This window comes from Streptomyces sp. NPDC001634 (assembly GCF_040298185.1).
GTDB lineage: Bacteria > Actinomycetota > Actinomycetes > Streptomycetales > Streptomycetaceae > Streptomyces.
This window is the reverse complement of sequence record NZ_JBEOZU010000014.1, coordinates 92,736-110,379: the sequence shown is the minus strand read 5'-3', so window position 1 is coordinate 110,379 and position 17,644 is coordinate 92,736. Positions and strand designations below refer to the sequence as shown.

General features: G+C 72.3%; 13 protein-coding genes. 4 read left to right on the top strand and 9 right to left on the bottom strand.

The features are described from left to right. Positions 1–219: 219 nt before the first annotated feature. Positions 220–627: a PaaI family thioesterase gene (locus tag ABT186_RS11945; protein ID WP_351229145.1), complete on the bottom strand. Its 408-nt coding sequence runs from the start codon at positions 625–627 to the stop codon at positions 220–222. A 194-nt stretch (positions 628–821) separates the two neighbouring features. On the opposite strand from ABT186_RS11945, the gene ABT186_RS11940 reads away from it, so the two are divergent. Further along, positions 822–2,222 (top strand): S1 family peptidase, encoded by a 1,401-nt coding sequence (locus ABT186_RS11940; protein ID WP_351924811.1) that lies wholly within the window; start codon positions 822–824, stop codon positions 2,220–2,222. Positions 2,223–2,344: 122 nt separating this feature from the next. Here ABT186_RS11940 and ABT186_RS11935 read toward each other — a convergent pair whose 3' ends face one another. Continuing rightward, entirely contained in the window at positions 2,345–4,498 is a 2,154-nt protein-coding gene (locus ABT186_RS11935) for a SpoIIE family protein phosphatase (protein ID WP_502973187.1), read from the bottom strand. Between the two features lie 373 nt (positions 4,499–4,871). Between ABT186_RS11935 and ABT186_RS11930 the strand changes: the two genes are divergently transcribed. Then, positions 4,872–7,325 (top strand): SpoIIE family protein phosphatase, encoded by a 2,454-nt coding sequence (locus ABT186_RS11930; RefSeq protein WP_351229149.1) that lies wholly within the window; start codon positions 4,872–4,874, stop codon positions 7,323–7,325. 54 nt (positions 7,326–7,379) lie between these two features. Next, on the top strand, positions 7,380–7,886 hold the full coding sequence (locus tag ABT186_RS11925; RefSeq protein ID WP_351229151.1) for a metallophosphoesterase family protein: 507 nt from the start codon (positions 7,380–7,382) through the stop codon (positions 7,884–7,886). Between the two features lie 54 nt (positions 7,887–7,940). Here ABT186_RS11925 and ABT186_RS11920 read toward each other — a convergent pair whose 3' ends face one another. Genes ABT186_RS11920 through ABT186_RS11890 form a run of 7 tightly spaced genes read right to left on the bottom strand, consistent with a single transcriptional unit; the run spans position 7,941 to position 15,426 of the window. Further along, on the bottom strand, positions 7,941–8,606 hold the full coding sequence (locus ABT186_RS11920) for an SRPBCC family protein (protein ID WP_351924809.1): 666 nt from the start codon (positions 8,604–8,606) through the stop codon (positions 7,941–7,943). Between the two features lie 22 nt (positions 8,607–8,628). Then, positions 8,629–9,741: an XdhC family protein gene (locus ABT186_RS11915; RefSeq protein WP_351229155.1), complete on the bottom strand. Its 1,113-nt coding sequence runs from the start codon at positions 9,739–9,741 to the stop codon at positions 8,629–8,631. Positions 9,742–9,756: 15 nt separating this feature from the next. Next, positions 9,757–10,863 carry a vWA domain-containing protein gene (locus tag ABT186_RS11910; protein WP_351924807.1) on the bottom strand — a complete coding sequence of 369 codons (1,107 nt, stop codon included), beginning with the start codon at positions 10,861–10,863 and terminating at the stop codon, positions 9,757–9,759. A 1-nt stretch (position 10,864) separates the two neighbouring features. Then, complete coding sequence (locus tag ABT186_RS11905) at positions 10,865–11,737, bottom strand: AAA family ATPase (RefSeq protein WP_351924805.1); 873 nt, start codon at positions 11,735–11,737, stop codon at positions 10,865–10,867. Positions 11,738–11,744: 7 nt separating this feature from the next. Next, positions 11,745–12,602, bottom strand: a complete 858-nt coding sequence (locus ABT186_RS11900; RefSeq protein WP_351924803.1) for an FAD binding domain-containing protein — start codon at positions 12,600–12,602, stop codon at positions 11,745–11,747. Continuing rightward, positions 12,599–14,959, bottom strand: coding sequence for a xanthine dehydrogenase family protein molybdopterin-binding subunit (locus ABT186_RS11895; RefSeq protein ID WP_351924801.1), 2,361 nt, complete (start codon positions 14,957–14,959; stop codon positions 12,599–12,601). The genes ABT186_RS11900 and ABT186_RS11895 overlap by 4 nt, the downstream gene beginning before the upstream one ends. Beyond that, a complete protein-coding gene (locus ABT186_RS11890) occupies positions 14,956–15,426 on the bottom strand; it encodes a (2Fe-2S)-binding protein (RefSeq protein WP_351924799.1) in 471 nt (156 codons plus the stop codon). The genes ABT186_RS11895 and ABT186_RS11890 overlap by 4 nt, the downstream gene beginning before the upstream one ends. Before the next feature lie 245 nt (positions 15,427–15,671). On the opposite strand from ABT186_RS11890, the gene ABT186_RS11885 reads away from it, so the two are divergent. Further along, positions 15,672–17,642, top strand: a complete 1,971-nt coding sequence (locus tag ABT186_RS11885; RefSeq protein ID WP_351924797.1) for a GTP-binding protein — start codon at positions 15,672–15,674, stop codon at positions 17,640–17,642. The last annotated feature ends 2 nt before the right edge of the window (positions 17,643–17,644 follow it).

Genomic DNA, 17,644 nt, shown 5'->3' with positions numbered 1-17,644 from the left:
CATGCTGCATGGCATCGGCGCACACGGCCCCTTGCCGCCCCGATCCCGAATGGGACAGTCCCGGCACAACGGCGCGACCCCCGGCGCACGACTGTGCAGATCCGTGGTGCACGGTGACTCGCTTGCGCATTCGATGTGCAGATTCCCCGAAGCCGGGATTCCGCTCCGCAGGGGAAACCGACGGTTACCTGTCGGTAGCAGATCGTGCTCGTGCTGGGGCTAACCCAGCAGGGCGTACACCGTGCTCGCCCGCGCCGCGATGTCCCCCGAGCCCTCCGCGGACATCGTGATGTCCGCGAAGGCCATACGCCGGCCGAGCTTGCCGAGGACGGCCTCCACCAGCACGTCCGCGTCCATGACCGCGCGCTGGAAGCTCGTGGACTGCTGAACCGTCGTCATCGGTACGAAGCCGCCGCGCGCCGCCGACACCGCGATCACCGTCGCCGTGTCGGCCGCGGCCATCAGCGCCTGCCCCGACAGTCCGCCGCCCTCCCGGGCCAGCCGTGTGGACCAGGGCAGTCGCAGTACGGCCCGCCGGCCGTCCAGCTCCACGACCGTCAGGCCCAGTTCGAGCACCCAGGGGGCGAAGTTGGCGGAGAGGATCTTGTCGGCTTCGGCTGGCGTCATGCGTGATTCCTTCCCCTGCCGGCGTCCCCGCAGACGTCTTTGCCACCTATTTCACGCTTTCGCATACGCCAACTCGGCCAGTTGCAGTGAGGTTTGAACGACCCACGTGACGCGTGCGTATCAACAGGCATCCAGGCGCCCCCAGTCAGCTGCCGGACGGCGGCAATGGACCCCGTCCCCAGGAGGTCAAGAAGTTGAGTCACAAACGCGTACCCAAGCGCAAGGCCGCGATCGCAGTCGGAGGCGTGGCGGCGCTCGGAGCTGCGGCCCTTCTGCTGCCCAACGCCATGGCGTCTCAGACGGACTCGTCGAACAATGCCACCCCCAAGACGTTCAAGGCGAACGACGTCTCGAACCTCGCCTCGAAGATCGCGGCCCAGTTGGGTGATGCCTTCGCGGGGTCGTACTACAACGCCGACAAGCAGCAGGTCGTCATCAACGTGGTCGGCAACGACAGCAACGTCGTCAACACCATCAGAGAGGCGGGCGCGGTCCCCAACCAGGTGCAGAACAGCACCGCCACGCTGCAGTCCGCGGCCAGGACGCTCAAGGCCAGGGCGACGATGGCCGGCACCGCCTGGTCCGTCGACCCCAAGACCAACGAGATCCGGGTCACCGCAGACAGCACGGTCACCGGCGGCAAGTGGGACAAACTGGTGTCGACGGTCAAGAGCCTCGGCTCGAACGTGGCGACCGTCAAGAAGTCCGCGGGCACGTTCAAGACGTTCGTGTCGGGCGGCGATGCGATCTTCGCCCAGGCCAACGGTGGCGGCGTCCGCTGCTCCCTCGGCTTCAACGTGACCGCGAAGGACGGCAGCCCCGCCTTCCTGACGGCGGGTCACTGCGGGGTCGCGGCGAAGCAGTGGTCCGACTCCCAGAACGGCCAGCCGATCGCCACCGTCGACCAGGCCACCTTCCCCGGCAACGACTTCTCGCTCGTCAAGTACAACGATCCCAACACCCAGGCGCCGAGCGAGGTCAACGTCGGCAACGGCCAGACGGTCCAGATCACCAAGGCCGCGGACGCGGTGGTGGGTACGCAGGTCTTCCGGATGGGCAGCACCACCGGTCTGCACGACGGAACCGTCACCGGCCTCGACGCCACCGTCAACTTCCAGAGCGAGACCGTCCCGGGCGGCGTCGACACCGTCAACGGTCTCATCCAGACCAACGTCTGCGCCGAGGCCGGCGACAGCGGTGGCTCCCTGTTCACCCAGGACGGCAGCGCGGTCGGTCTGACCTCGGGCGGCAGCGGCGACTGCACCGCCGGTGGCGAGACCTTCTTCCAGCCGGTGACCGCGGCGCTCCAGGCGACCGGCGCGACGCTCGGTGCGGGCGGCGCGGCCGGTGCGGGTGGCGCGGCGGGCGCGGGCGGCCAGAGTGCCAGCCCCGGTGACACCGCGAGCCCCGGCGGCCAGAGCGGTGCCGGTGCCGGTACTGGCGACCAGAGCGGTGCGGGTGCCGGTGACCAGAGCGGTGCGGGTACGCAGACGGGCGGCGCTGCCGACCAGTCCGGGCAGTCGACGGGCAATGGCGCGGCCGGGCAGTCGACGGGCAACGGTGCGGCTGACGGTTCCGGTCTGACGAGCCACTGACCCGGACGCGGTAGCGGTGTCACCGGGACAGTGAAACGGTCCGGCCCTCCGGCGGGAGGGCCGGACCGTTCTGTGTGCGTTCCGCACCGGGCATCCCGGCGATTCCGCGCCCGCCCCCAGCGTCATACGGGCGTTCGCGCCCGCAAAAGCAGCAACGCGACATCGTCCAGCCGCTCCTCGGCCGTCGCGGTGCCCGCCACCAGCCGGTCCGCCAGCTCCTCCAGAGGTTCGTCGCCGCCGTCGGCGAACCGCTCGCCCAGGTCCGCCAGGGAGTCCTCGATGTCCACGCCCGGGGACTCGATCAGCCCGTCGGTGTAGAGCGCGAGCACCGAACCCGGCGCCAGGGCGAACTCGCTCGTCGGATATCTGACCGGCCCCTGGATCCCGAGCAGCGGCCCCCCGGCCAGATCAAGCACACGGACCCGCCCGTCCGGCCGGCGCAGCAGCGGCGGCGGATGCCCCGCCCGCGCCATGACCACCCGCCCCCGCCCGGGATCGAGCCGCAGATACGCACAGCTCGCGAACAGATCGGAGCCCAGGTCGATCAGCAGCCGGTTGGTGCTGCGCATCACCTCCGCCGGCGACTGGCCGACGGCCGTGTACGCGCGTACGGCCGTACGGATCTGCCCCATCAGGCCTGCCGCCGTCACGTTGTGCCCCTGTACGTCACCGATCACCGCGGCCGCCCGGACGCCGGTGGGCACCAGGTCGTAGAAATCGCCCCCGATCTCCATGCCCTGGGTGGCGGGCAGATACCGTGCGGCCGCCTCGATGCCGGGCAGCGACGGCAGGGAGCTGGGCAGCAGCGCGGCCTGCAGCCCGTGTGCCAGCTGGTGCTTGGCGTCGTAGAGCACGGCCCGTTCCAGGGCCTGGGCGATCAGACCGCTGAGGCTGGTCAGCACCGCACGCTCGTCGGCCGGGAACGGATGCGGCTCGGCGTAGGCGAGAACGCAGGTGCCCACCGGGCGGCCCGAGGCGATGAGCGGCAGATATGCCCACGAGGCCATCCCGTCCTCCGTCCCACGCCGCCGCGGGTACAGGTGCTCCAGCTGCTGCCAGGAGTCGAAGAAGGCGGGCACCCCGGTGGCCAGGACGTGCGCGCCGGGGATCGGCTCGGTCAGTGGCGCGCCGTGCCAGCGCTCCACGACGGACGGGTCCGGATAGCCGCGGTGCCCGAGCACATGCAGCCGTCCGCCGTGCGAGCCCAGGATCACCAGGGCCGTGCTCCCCACGGCGGGTGCGATCTCGTCCGCGACGAGCTGCACCACGTCCTGCACGCCCACCGCCTCGGTGAGCGCGCTGGCCAGGTTGAGTATCTGCGACATCGTCACCAGGCGCGGCGGGCCTGCGCCCGGCCGGGGCCCGGCGTGGGTCATCTCGGAGACGGACCGTGCCCGGGCGATGCGCACGCTCAGTCCGTTGGTGCTCGGATACAGGCGGAAGGAGAGCCAGTCCCCGGGCGGGCGCAGCGCCACGAAGGACGTCACCTGCTGGCTGATCAGCGCGGCCCGGTAGCGGTCCTCGTACATCGGATCGTTGAGCCAGGGCACCGCGGTCCAGAGATGGGTCCCGACCAGGGTGCCCGCCGGGAGGCCCAGCATCTCGGCCGCGACCGGGTTCACATAGCTGATCCGCCCGTGCATGTCGAGCGCCGCCAGCCCGTACGGCAGCCGCGCCACCATCCGGGCCGCCTCCACCGCGCCGAGCGTGCCCAGCGTCGCCGTCAGCGGCAGGGCGGCGAGCAGATCGGGCTCGGGGCCGACCGGCCGGCTCTCGGCCGCGGCCCGCTCCAGGCGCTGGGCGAGCCGTTCACAGGCCGCCATCAGATGATCCCGGTCCCGGTCGGGCAGCTCCGGCGGACGGTGGCCGGGCCAGGTCACATAGACCGCGCCGTACTCGGTGTCCGGAGTGACCACGGGCATCGCGGCCAGGGCGAACGGGTACGGCAGCACCACCGCGATCCGGGGATAGCGATTCGCCATCTGTTCCTCGCCGCTCACCCAGATCAGCCGGCGCTCCCGCAGCGCCTCGGCGACCGGCATCGGCGCGCCCAGCCCGATCCGCTCCCAGGGGGCGGCGAACGCGCGGGGCAGTCCCGCCATGACAGCCATCTCCAGGACCGGCTCGTCGGGCGCCAGCAGATACACCCCGCCGGCGTGCGCGTGAACGTCGTCCAGCATGGCGGCCAGCGTCAGCGACAGCAGCGGGCGCCCCAACAGTGCCGGGGCGGCGGGCGGCTCCCGTGTGCGCGTCTGCCGGCCGGACACGCCGTCCACCTCCTCGCACGGGGTGTGCAAAGGGCCCCCTGGTCAAGGCTCCACCCTGGCGGAGCTTCGCGCACGGCGAGCGCAGGTGTGCGGGGCGACGGATACGACCCGCACCCGGGCTGTCACTTTTCGTCTGTGTGCGAGCGCCCGGAGGACCAGGGCCGACGGGCGGCCGTCACACTCCTGTTCGAGCCGTTCGGTAATCGGTCGCGCGCCCACCGTGTCGCGGACCGAGCCCTTCCGGCCGACTCGATCGCGTGACCCGATACCTTCGGCCGTTGACCCGTGACAGGCGCCCCTACGGCACTTCGTCGCAGGCCTGGGCCGGTCGGCACGGTCACAGGGGCTGCGCGAGCGCCGTGGAAGCGCTGTAATTGCGGACGTGGTCAGTGAGGGCGCTGCGCGACGCAGAACGAGAACGCTGCGTGCCGAACTTGCTCTCAAGACGCTCACCGCCGACCTCAATTCGCGCGAGCGTCTGCGTCGCGTACTCGAACAAGCGCTCGTCTTCTCCGGGGCGACGCTCGCGGCCGTCTACTCCCCGGACGAGGGCGGTGATCAGCTGTGCCTTTCTGAGTCCGTCGGCGTGCCCAGGACGCTGTACGGGCTGCGCGACACCTACTCGCTCACCGGCGGTGCCCCCGCGGCGGACGTGTACCGCTCCGGACAGCCCCTCTGGCTGACCCCCGACGACCTCGGCCGGTGCGCGGAGGCGCGCCGACTGCCGACACGGGACTTCTCGCTGGCCGTGCTGCCCCTGCGCGACGGCGGTTGCCTCGCCGCCGTGGGCGAGAGCCCGGACGGCTTCGACGCCGAGGACCGCGAATGCCTCCAGCTCCTCGCCGAGGCCGTCAGCAGCCCCGCACCGGCTCCGGCCGAGGCCGGTGAGCTGGCGGGCAGCGCCTTCAGCCTCGCCATGGACAGCGGCCGGGTCGAGGTCGACGACGAAATGCTGGATCTGTTCGGCATCGACCCGGACGAGTTCGACGGGAGGGTCGAGACCCTGCTCGCCCGGACCGTGCCGGAGGACCTGCCCTCCCTGATGTCCGTGGTCGAGGCCGACCACATGTCCATCGGCGACCGGGAGCTGGAGTTCCGCATCCTCCAGCCGTCCGGGGTGCCGAAGTGGCTGCGGCTGCGCGGGCGCATCCTGCCCGCCGGGGAGGGCCGCCCGGCGCGGCTGGTCGGAACGGTCGCCGAGGCCTCGAAGCTGCGCCCGGCCGTCAGCGACGTCACCCGCATCCAGCGGCTCGCCGCGGCCCTCGCCACCGCGGGCACCGTCCGCGACGTCGGCCAGGCCGTGGTCGCAGCCCTGCGCACACCGCTGCAGGCAGACCGCGTCGCCCTCGCCGAGCTGGAGTCCGACCGCCTCGTCGTCACCGTCCTGGACCCACCCGAACCGGAGGACTGGCCGGAGCTGTGGCGCACCGAGTGGCGCTCGGAGTGGCCCGACGCGCCCGTACGCGCCATGCCGACGCTGGCCACCGCGCTACGCGAGGGACGCGCCCAGATCTGGCCCGCCGGAACGGACCTGGAACCCGCTCTCGCGGACGTCGGCCCCGGGGGCCTCGCCGTGCTGCCGCTGCCCGCAGGCGGGCTCATGGCAGGCGCCTGCCTGGTCGGCTGGGACAACCCCCACGACTTCGCCCCCGACGAGCGCGCCCTGCTCACCGCCGTGGCGGGCCTCGCCGGACAGGCGCTGGTGCGCGCCCACGCCTTCGACGCCGAGCACGAACTGATCGGCATGCTCCAGCGCGCCCTCCTGCCGCGCCGGCTGCCCCGGCTGCCCGGTGGGGTCGCCGTGGCCCGCTATCTGCCCACCACCGCCGGCCTGGAGCTCGGCGGCGACTGGTACGACGTGATCCCGCTGCCCGACAACCACGTCGCCCTCGTGATCGGCGACGTCCAGGGCCACAGCGCCGGCGCCGCCACCCTGATGGGCCAGATGCGTACGGCCCTGCGCGCCTACGCCGCCGAGGGGCACACCCCGGACGTCGTCGTCTCGCACGCCAACCGGCTGCTGGTGGACATGGAGTCCGACCTCTTCGCCACCTGCTGCTACGTCGACGTCGACATGGAGGAGGGCACCGCCTGGTGCGTCCGCGCCGGCCACCTGCCACCTGTGCTGCGTCACCCGGACGGCCGTACGGAGATCGCCGAATCGGAGGGCGGACCGCCGCTCGGCGTCATCACCCAGGCCGAGTTCCCGATGAGCCAGCTGCGGCTGCCGCCCGGCACGGTCATCGCCCTGACCACCGACGGCCTGGTCGAGTCCGCCGACCTCGACCTCGAGGACGGCCTCGAACGGCTGGCCGGCGAACTGTCCTCCTCCGACCCCGGCCACCTCGGACTCGTGGCGGACGCCGTGCTCGCCGGGGCCAACCGCAGCGACGACGTCGCCCTGCTCCTCATGCGCTACGACGGCATGGCGCTTCGCCCGCTGCGCGAGAGCTGGACCGTATGGCGCGTCCCGGAGGCGGTCCGGCACGCCCGCAGGTTCACCCGTCGCACCATGCGTGCCTGGGGCGTGACGCAGGATCTCGACGCGGTGCTCCTCGTCGTCTCCGAACTCGTCACCAACGCCCTCGTCCACACCGACGGCCAGGTCCGCCTCGATCTCACCCTCCTGAACCACCGGCTGCGCATCGCGGTCGCCGACGCCTCACCGCGTACGCCGGTCAAGCCGACGAGCATCGGCTGGGAGGCGACGGGCGGCCGCGGCATCCTGCTCGTCGAGGCCATGTCGGCCACGTGGGGCACGCTGCCGGTCAGCGGCGGCAAACAGGTGTGGGCGGAGCTGGCACTGGAGGAGGCGCCGTTGCGGGAGCCCGTCTGACGTCAGGTGCCCTGTCCCGCCTGCTCGTCGCGCCCGCCGTGACACCCTGACCTCGTGCGCCTCCTTCTCATGTCCGACACCCACCTCCCCAAGCGCGCCCGGGAGCTGCCCGCCCAGCTCCTGGCCGAGCTGCCGCACGCCGATGTCGTGGTCCATGCGGGCGACTGGGTGGACGTCGCCACGCTCGACCTGCTCGAGAGCCGGTCCGCCCGGCTGCTCGGCGTCCACGGCAACAACGACGGCCCCGACCTGCGGGCCCGGCTGCCGGAAGTGGCCCGCGCCGACCTCGACGGTGTGCGCCTCGGCGTGGTCCACGAGACCGGCGCCGCCCAGGGCCGGGAACGCCGGTGCGCCGAACGCTTCCCCGACCTCGACGTGCTGGTCTTCGGACACAGCCACATCCCCTGGGACACCACCACGGAAACCGGCCTGCGCCTGCTCAACCCCGGGTCACCGACCGACCGCCGCCGCCGGCCCCACTGCACCTACATGACCGCGGCGGTGAGGGACGGCGCGCTGACGGACGTGGAACTGCACCGCCTGCCCCCGCGCACCGGATGACCGGAGGCCGGCCGCCGCACGGCCGTCGTCGGCTTCGGCGGCACCCGGAGAATCTCAGTGACCACCGCCGGAGCGGGCGCGCCTGAACCGGCGCACGCGCAGGAACACCAGGCCCGCCACGACGGCGGCCGCCGCCGCGCCCGCCAGCCGCTTGGCCACCGGAGCGCCCGCGGTGCGCAGGAGATCGATGGGTTCGGCCGCTGCGGGGCGCGCCTGCTCGGCGGCCGGGGCGGCGGCCGGTTCCGGTTCGGCGCGCTCCGCCGTTCCCTGCCCGTCCAGCTGGTGCGCCAGACGGGCGGCGAACTGTCCGACCAGCTTGTCACCCACCTCCGCCAGCACCCCGCGCCCGAACTGGGCCGGACGGCCCGTCACGGCAAGCTCGGTGCGCACCGCGACCGTCGTGCCGCCACCGTCCCGCGGTTCCAGCGTGCCGGTGACCGTGGCCCGCGCGGTGCCCTGACCCCGGGTCTCCCGGCCGCTCGCGATCAGCACCATCCGGTGCGCGTCCTCGTCCTGCTCCTCGAAGACGGCGGTGCCCCGGTAGGTCACGGTGACCGGTCCGACCTTCACCTTCACCGATCCGGTCACGGTCTTGCCGTCGTACTCCTCCACCGCCGCGCCCGGCATGCACGGCGCCACCCGCTCGATGTCGAGGAGCGTCCGCCAGGCGTCCTCGACGGGGACGGGGACGGGGACGGTGAACTCGTGGTGCAGCTCCATTGGTTCCTCCTCCGGATCCTCCTCACAGCGGCGCGGGACCGGTCGGGTGGATCGCCCCGGCCGTCGCCGCCAGCGGCGCCCCGCTGCCGCCCCACCGCAGCGCCACGATCTCGGCGGCGACGGACACCGCCACCTCCTCGGGCGTCCGCGCCCCGAGGTCCAGGCCGATCGGCGAGCGCAGCCGGGCGAGTTCGGGCTCCGAAAGCCCGGCCTCCGCCAGGCGCTTCATCCGGTCGTCGTGGGTGCGGCGGCTGCCCATCGCCCCGATGTACCCGGCCGGCCGGCGCAGCGCCTCCTCCAGCAGGGGCACGTCGAACTTCGGGTCATGGGTCAGCACGCAGATCACCGTGCGGTCGTCGGTGGCCGTGCCGCGCAGATATCGGTGCGGCCAGTCCACGACGACCTCGACACCCGCAGGGAACCGTTTCGGGGTGGCGAAGACCGGGCGGGCGTCGCAGACCGTGACCCGGTAGCCGAGGAAGTCGCCGATCCGGGCGACGGCGGCCGCGTAGTCGATGGCGCCGAAGACCAGCATCCGTGGAGGCGGCGCGAAGGAGTGCAGAAAGACGGTGACGTCGTCCTCGCGTCGCTCGCCGCGCGGACCGTAGTGCCGCTGCCCGGTGGCGCCCAGCGCGAGTTCGCCGCGCGCGTCCGCGGTGACCGCCACGTCCAGGCCCGTCGAGCCCAGTGACCCCGCCACCTCGTCCGGCCACACGGCGAGCGTGGCCCCCCGCCGCGCGGGGCCGTCGATGACCGTCGCCACGGTCACCGGACGGCCCGCGGCCACCGACTGAGCCACCGCGCCGAACGAGACGTCCTCCCGCGGGGTCACCCGCCGTACCAGCAGCGTGATCTCGCCGCCGCAGGTGAGCCCCACGGCGAACGCGTCCTCGTCGCTGTAGCCGAACGTCTCCAGCCGGGCCTCGCCGGACGTCACGACCTCCTGGGCCAGTTCGAACACCGCGCCCTCGACACAGCCGCCGGAGACGCTGCCCACCACCTCGTCGCCCGGGCCGACGGCCATTGCCGCGCCCGGCGCGCGTGGTGCGCTGCGGCTGACGGCGACGACCGTGGCGAGTCCGAACGGGGACCCCGCCACGTACCACCGGTGCAGCGCCGGGAGGATCTCACGCATCCTGCGCTCCCTCGGTCACGGTTCCGCTCCTCTCACCACCGCGGCAAGACGCTCCAGCGCGGCCAGGCTGTGCCCTTCGACGAACGCGTCCACGCTCGGCAGCGCGGCCGCCATGCCGGCCGCCAGGGGCGCGTAGCCGGGGCGCGCCTTGCGCGGATTGGCCCAGATCACGCGGTGCGCGAGCCGGTGCAGGCGGCGCATCTGGCCCGCCAGCAGGGCCGGATCGCCACGCTCCCAGCCGTCCGACAGCAACACCACTATCGCTCCGCGCGCCATGCCCCGCTGCCCCCACCGGTCGAGGAAGGCGCGCAGCAGCTCCCCGAGCCGGGTGCCGCCGCGCCAGTCCGGCACCGCCGCCGCGACCGCCGCCAGCGCCGCCTCCGGGTCCCGGTGGGCCAGCTCGCGGGTCACCCTGGTCAGCCGGGTGCCGATGGTGAAGACCTCGGTACTGCCGCCCCGTGTGGCGGCGTGCGCGAACCGCAGCAGGGCGTCCGCGTACGGGGACATCGAACCGCTCACGTCCACGAGCAGCACGACACGCCGGGGCCGGTCGGTGCGGGAGTGCATCCGTGGGCGCACGGGCTCGCCCCCGTGGCGGAGCATCTCCCGAACGGTGCGCCGGGGATCGACCGCGCCGCGCCGCGCCGGATGCCGCCGCGCGGTGCGCCTCGCCTCTGCGCGCAGAGTGAACGCGGCCAGCAGCCACCGCAGTTGCTCCCGCTCGGCCGCGGTCAGCCCGGCGAAGTCGCGGTGGCGGAGGATCTCGGTGCCGGAGGCGAGCGCGGGTGCCGCCGTGGTGTCCTCGGTGCGCGTGGTCGTACGGGGAGAGGGGCCCGCGTCCCGGACGGCCACCCGCAGCCGGGGCGGTGGCACCGCCCCGCCGTTGCCGCGGACGGGCGCGCCCCCGAAGTACGCGCCGAAGACGCGCTCGTAGCGCTCCAGGTCATCCCGGTCTGCGCAGAGGGTGAGCCGTCCGGCCCAGTACACATCGGAGCGGACCCCGGGCCGCAGCGCGTCCAGCGCGCGCAGGTAGCTCTGCACACGGTCCGGTCCGGCATCCACACCCGCCGCGCGCAGGGCGCGGGCGAAGCCGACGAGGACGGCGGGCGGGTCGGTGTCCATGTCACGCCCCGCGCGCCGCGAGAATCGCCGACAGGTCAAGGCCCCGGGCCCGCTCCATGTCCTCCCGGTACTTCAGCACCGACCCCAGGGTCGCCACCGCACGTTCCGCGTCCACCTCCGTCGCGCCCAGCGCGTCCAGCGCCTGCGCCCAGTCGATCGTCTCCGCGACGCCCGGCGGCTTCACCAGCTCCTCGGCGCGCAGGGCCTGCACCAGCGCCGTCACCTGCTCGGCCAGCCGGGCCGTCACCTGCGGCAGTCTGCGCCGGACGATGGCGAGTTCCCGGGCGAAGCCGGGATGGTCGAACCAGTGGTAGAGACAGCGGCGCTTGAGCGCGTCGTGGACCTCGCGCGTGCGGTTCGACGTCAGCACCACCACCGGAGGCTCCTCGGCCCGCAGCGTGCCGAGCTCGGGGACGGTGACCGAGAACTCCGAGAGCAGCTCCAGCAGAAACGCCTCGAACTCGTCGTCGGCGCGGTCGATCTCGTCCACCAGCAACACACAGGGCTGGGTCTCCAGGGCCTTCAGCAGCGGGCGGGCCACGAGGAACCGGCGGTCGTACAGCTCGCCCTCCAGTCGCTGCGGATCGCGGACCCCGGCCGCCTCCGCCGCCCGCAGATGCAGCAGCTGGCGCGGGAAGTCCCAGTCGTACAGGGCTTGGGAGGCGTCGATGCCCTCGTAGCACTGCAGCCGGATCAGCGGGGCGCCGAGCGCCTCGGCGAGAGCGGACGCGAGCGCGGTCTTGCCCACGCCCGCGTCGCCCTCGCAGAACAACGGCCGGTGCAGCCCGATCGCCAGGAAGCAGGCGACGGCCAGCCCTTCGTCGACGAGGTACCCCGTCTTCTCCAGGCGTTCGCGCACCTCCTCCGGGCCCATCGAGCCGTCACTCCGTCCCGGCCGCCGCAAGCACCGCCCGCCGGGTGAGCACCCGGGCGAGATGCGCACGGTACTCGGGCGTGGCCGAGGGGTCGGGCGACGGACGGGTCCCCTCGGCCGCCGACGCGGCTGCCCGGGCGACGGCATCCGTCTCCACCGGCGCCCCGGCCAGCGCCGCCTCCGTCGCCGCGGCCCGCAGGGGTGTCGAGCCCATGTTCGTCAGCCCGATCCGCGCCTCGGCGACATGCCCGTCGTCGCGCCGTACCAGCGCCGCCACGCCGACCACCGCCCAGGCCTGCGCGACCCGGTGGAACTTCTCGTAGTGGAAGCCCCAGCCGTCCGTCTTCGGCACCCGCACCTCCACGAGCAGTTCGTCGGGCCGCAACGCGGTCTCCAGGTAGTCGACGAAGAACTCCCGTGCCGGAATGCTCCGCCGCCCCTGCGGCCCCGCCGCGACCATCTCGGCGTCCAGGGCCAGAGCCACCGTCGGCAGATCACCGGCGGGGTCGGCGTGCGCGAGCGAGCCGCCGAGGGTGCCCCGGTGCCGTACGGCCGGGTCGGCGACTGTGGCGGTGGCCGCCGCGAGCAGTCCCGCGTGCCGACGCACCAGCGGATCCCGGACGACCTCGTGGTGCGTGGTCAGTGCGCCGATCACCAGTGCGTCGCCGTCCTCGCGCACTCCACGCAGGCCGGGGACGCGGCCGACGTCCACGACGAGCTCGGGGAAGGCGAGCCTAAGCCGCAGCAGCGGCAGCAGGCTCTGCCCGCCGGCCAGCACCTTCGCCTCGTCGCCCGCGTCGGCGAGCGTCCGTACCGCCTCCTCGACGCTTACGGGCCGGGCGTACTCGAATGCCGGGGGAATCATGCCGACACCTCCTGAAGGGCCTGCCAGACCCGCTCGGGTGTACAGGGCATCGGGACGTCGTCGACGCCCAGCGGGCGCAGCGCGTCGACGATCGCGTTCACTACCGCCGGGGTGGCCGCGATGGTCCCGGCCTCGCCGACTCCCTTGGCGCCGAGGGGGTTCGACGTGGCGGGCGTCTCGGTCCGGTCCGTCACGAAGTCCGGCAGGTCTGCGGCAGACGGCACGAGGTAGTCGGCCATGGTGCCCGACACCAGGTTGCCCTCGTCGTCGTACACCGCCTCCTCGTACAGGGCCTGCGCGATGCCCTGCGCGACCCCGCCGTGCACCTGGCCCTCGACGATCATCGGGTTGACCACCCGTCCGACGTCGTCGACGCACACGTACGACCGGATCGAGGTCCGCCCGGTCTCCGTGTCCACTTCGACCGCGCACAGATGGGTGCCGTGCGGGTAGGAGAAGTTCTCCGGATCCACGAGGTGCTCGGCGTTGATGGTCGGTTCCATCCCGTCGGGCAGGTCGTGCGACGAGAAGGTCTCGAAGGCGATCTCCTGGATCGTCCTGCGTGCCTCGGGCGAGCCCTTCACCGAGAACACCCCGCCCGCGAACTCCAGATCGTGCTCGCTCGCCTCCAGCAGATGCGCGGCGACCTTCCGGGCCTTCTCCACCACTTTCACCGCGGCCCGGTGCACGGCCGCCCCGCCGACGACCAGCGACCGCGACCCGTAGGTGTCCATGCCCTGCGGGGCCGCCTTCGTGTCGCCGTACACGACCTCGACGTCCTCGAACGGCACCCCCAGCACGTCGGCGGCGATCTGGCTCCAGGCCGTCACATGCCCCTGCCCGTGCGGGCTGGTGCCGGTGACCACCTCCACCTTGCCGGTGGGCAGCATGCGGATGCTCGCGGCCTCCCAGCCGCCGGCCGCGTACCTCAGGTCCCGCAGCACCCGGCTCGGTGCGAGCCCGCACATCTCCGTGTACGTCGACACGCCGATGCCGAGCCGTACCGTGTCGCCGCGTTCGGTGCGCTTCTGCTGCTCGGCGCGCAGGTCGTCGTACCCGAACAGCGCGAGCGCCTTGTCCGTGGCGGCCTCGTAGTTGCCGCTGTCGTAGGTCAGGCCCGCCACCGACGTGTACGGGAACTCCTCGTGCCGTATCCAGTTGCGCCGCCTCAACTCGACCGGGTCCAGGCCCAGTTCGGCGGCCAGCTCGTCCATGATCCGTTCGATGGCGAACGTGGCCTCCGGGCGCCCGGCGCCGCGGTAGGCGTCGGTTGGCGTCCGGGTCGTGAACACACCGGTGCAGGTGAAATCGTAGGCGTCCATCTTGTAGATCGCCGGATACATGAAGGCGCCGAGGATAGGGACGCCGGGCGTGACGAGCATCAGGTACGCGCCCATGTCGGCCAGCAGGTCCACCTTCAGACCGAGCAGCTTCCCCTCGCGGGTGGCCGCGATCTCGATGTCCTGGATCATGCCCCGGCCGTGATGGGTCGCCAGATAGCCCTCGGAGCGGGACTCGGTCCACTTCACGGGGCGTCCGAGACGGCGCGCCACGGCCAGCGCGATGGCCTCCTCGCCGTACACCTGCAGCTTGGAGCCGAACCCGCCGCCCACGTCCGGGGCGATGACACGCAACTTGTGCTCGGGGACGCCGGTGACCATGGCGAGCATGATCCGCAGGATGTGCGGGATCTGAGTGGCCGAATGGACGGTGTACTCGCCGGACGCGGCGAGCGGGGTGACCACGACGGCGCGCGGCTCCATCGCGTTGGGGATGAGCCGCTGCTGGTGGTAGCGCCGTTTGAGGACGACCTCGGCGCGCTGCTTCACCGTGTCGTAGTCCTCGCCCGTCTTCAGCGGCCAGACGTAACAGCGGTTCGTGCCCTTGTCCGCGTGGACCAGCGGGGCGTCCTCGGCGAGCGCCGCCTCCAGGTCGAGCACCGGCGGCAGGGGCGTGTAGTCGACCTCGACGGCCTCCAGCGCATCGGCGGCGGCGTACCGGTCGCGGGCCACGACGACCGCCACGGGGTCGCCCGCGTGGCGCACCTCGTCCACGGCGACAGGCGGATGGCCCGGCAGCACGATGTCCTCGGTCACCGGCCAGGCGCAGGGCAGCGAGCCCAGCCCCTCCGCGAGGTCCCGGCCGCTGAACGCCGCGACGACACCCGGCCGTTCGAGCGCGGGGGAGACGTCCACCCGGTCGATGCGGGCGTGCGCCATGGGGCTGCGCAGGATCGCCAGGTGCAGCAGACCGGTCACCTGGATGTTGTCGGTCCAGTTGGTCTGCCCGGTGACCAGCCGAGCGTCCTCCTTGCGCAGCCGGGCGCGGCCGACCTCCCGCTCTGCGGTCTCCGTCATGATCCGACCTCCTCCCCGGAAGCGGCGAGGACCGCGCGCACGATGTTCTGATAGCCGGTGCACCGGCAGAGGTTGCCCTCCAGGGCATGCCGTACCTCGTCCGGGGTCGGTGCCGGGTTCTCGCGGAGCAGATCCCGGGCCGCCATGATCATGCCGGGGGTGCAGTAGCCGCACTGCAGGGCGTGCCGCTCATGGAACGCCTTCTGCAGCGGATGCCACTCCCCGTTCCGGGCGAGTCCCTGGACGGTGGTCACTTCGCTCCCTTCGGCCTGGACGGCGAGCACCGAGCAGCTCTTCACCGTCTCCCCGTCGAGGTCGACCGTGCAGGCGCCGCAGTTCGAGGTGTCGCAGCCGATGGGGGTTCCGGTGAGACCCAGCCGGTCCCGCAGATAGTGGACCAGGAGGAGACGGGGTTCGACCTCGTCCTCGTATGTGGTTCCGTCCACCTTCACCGCAATACGGGTCATGTGCCCTCCCAGAGCGCCAGGTGAGGGATGTCAGCCGGTTTGCGTGACGTGCGTCACTCTAGGACCGTGGGCCGGGGGCGGGGAGTGGCGCGACGCGATTGGTTGACGGTTAATCCGTTGCCGTCGCAGGCGGGGGCCTGCTGCACTGCCCTCGACCATTCGTCGAGGCCGAGGAGCGGCAATGCGCACAGCGTTCATGTCCACCCAGGAAGGAACCACTCCCATTTCGAAGGACATGACGTTTCGTGCACACGCTGAACCTGGGAATCCTGGCGCATGTAGACGCCGGTAAGACGAGCCTCACCGAGCGGCTGCTGCACACGGCCGGCGTGATCGACGAGATCGGCAGCGTCGATGACGGCAGCACGCAGACCGATTCGCTCGCGCTGGAACGGCAGCGCGGCATCACCATCAAGTCCGCCGTCGTCTCGTTCGTGCTCGACGACGTCACCGTCAATCTGATCGACACCCCCGGTCACCCCGACTTCATCGCCGAGGTTGAGCGGGTGCTGAACGTGCTCGACGGCGCCGTGCTCGTCGTCTCGGCCGTGGAGGGCGTCCAGGCGCAGACGCGCGTCCTGATGCGGACCCTGCGGCGGCTGCGGATTCCCACGCTCGTCTTCGTCAACAAGATCGACCGGCGAGGGGCACGGGAGAAGGGCGTGCTGCGGGCACTTACCGAACGCCTCTCGGCGCCCGTCGTACCGATGGGGCGAACCGAGGGACTCGGCACCCGCGAGGCGCACTTCGTCGCCCGGACGGTCCCGTCCGCGCTCGACGTGCTCGCCGACCACGATGATGCGCTGCTGTCCGCGTACGTCGAGGACGCCGTCTCCCACGACCGCCTGCACTCGGCTCTCGTCACCCAGACCCGCAAGGCGCTGGTACATCCCGCGTACTTCGGTTCCGCCATCACCGGCGCGGGCGTGGACGCGCTGATCTGCGGCATCAGGGAACTGCTGCCCGCCGCCGGCGGCGCCCCCGACGAGCCGTTCTCGGCCACCGTGTTCAAGGTCGAGCGCGGCCCGGCCGGGGAGAAGGTGGCGTACGTGCGGATGTTCACCGGAATGCTCCGCATCCGCGACCGCGTCCCCTTCGGCGACGGCCGCGCGGAGGGCAGGGTCACCGCGATCAGCGTCTTCGACCACGGCAAGGACGTCCGCGACGACGTCCTGCCCGCGGGCCGGATCGGCAAGCTGTGGGGCCTCGCGGACATCAGGATCGGGGACGACATCGGCGTACCGAGGAAGGCGTACGAGCACTTCTTCGCGCCGCCGACGCTGGAGACCGTGGTCGTGCCGGGGCCCGGCGTCGACACAGGATCCCTGCACCTTGCGCTCACCCGGCTCGCCGAGCAGGACCCGCTGATCGACCTCAGGCACGACGAGGTGCGGCAGGAGACATCCGTGTCGCTCTACGGCGAGGTGCAGAAAGAGGTCGTCCAGGCCACGCTCGCCGACGAGTTCGCCCTGGCGGTCACCTTCCGGGAGACGACCCCGCTGTGCATCGAGCGGCCGGTCGGTACGGGAGCGGCCGTGGAGTTCAACAAGAAGGACCCGAACCCCTTCCTCGCCACGGTCGGCCTTCGCGTCGATCCCGCCCCCGTCGGCTCGGGCGTGGACTTCCGCCTGGAGGTGGAGCTCGGCTCGATGCCGTATGCCTTCTTCAAGGCCGTCCAGGACACCGTGCGGGAGACGCTCGGACAGGGGTTGCACGGCTGGGAGGTCACCGACTGCACCGTCACCATGACCCACTCCGGCTACTCGCCCCGGCAGAGCCACGCCCACCAGGGCTTCGACAAGAGCATGTCGAGCACGGGCGCGGACTTCCGGGGACTGACCCCGCTCGTGCTGATCGAGGCGCTGCGCCGTGCGGGCACCCGGGTCCACGAGCCGATGCACAGCTTCCGCATCGAGGCCCCGGCGGACACGCTGGGCGCTCTGCTTCCGGTGCTGGCCGCGGTGCGGGCCGTGCCGGAGACGACCGAGACGCGGGGAACGGTCTGCATCCTGGAGGGCGTGGTCCCGGCGGCCCTGGTCCACACTCTGGAACAGCAGTTGCCCGGTCCGACCCGGGGCGAGGGAGAGCTGGAGAGCATCTTCGGCCACTACGCACCGGTCTCGGGCGGATCGGTGCCGCAGCGGCCGCGCACCGATCACAACCCGTTGAACCGTAAGGAGTACCTGCTGAACGTGACGCGCCGGGTCGGCGGATGAGT

What these genes read in the sequence shown, in the direction of transcription:
- ABT186_RS11920 (WP_351924809.1), bottom strand. Translation starts at nt 8,606, where the DNA reads ATGGAGCTGCACCACGAGTTCACCGTCCCCGTCCCCGTCCCCGTCGAG.
- ABT186_RS11890 (WP_351924799.1), bottom strand. Translation starts at nt 15,426, where the DNA reads ATGACCCGTATTGCGGTGAAGGTGGACGGAACCACATACGAGGACGAG.
- ABT186_RS11900 (WP_351924803.1), bottom strand. Translation starts at nt 12,602, where the DNA reads ATGATTCCCCCGGCATTCGAGTACGCCCGGCCCGTAAGCGTCGAGGAG.
- ABT186_RS11910 (WP_351924807.1), bottom strand. Translation starts at nt 10,863, where the DNA reads ATGGACACCGACCCGCCCGCCGTCCTCGTCGGCTTCGCCCGCGCCCTG.
- ABT186_RS11915 (WP_351229155.1), bottom strand. Translation starts at nt 9,741, where the DNA reads ATGCGTGAGATCCTCCCGGCGCTGCACCGGTGGTACGTGGCGGGGTCC.
- ABT186_RS11945 (WP_351229145.1), bottom strand. Translation starts at nt 627, where the DNA reads ATGACGCCAGCCGAAGCCGACAAGATCCTCTCCGCCAACTTCGCCCCC.
- ABT186_RS11895 (WP_351924801.1), bottom strand. Translation starts at nt 14,959, where the DNA reads ATGACGGAGACCGCAGAGCGGGAGGTCGGCCGCGCCCGGCTGCGCAAG.
- ABT186_RS11905 (WP_351924805.1), bottom strand. Translation starts at nt 11,737, where the DNA reads ATGGGCCCGGAGGAGGTGCGCGAACGCCTGGAGAAGACGGGGTACCTC.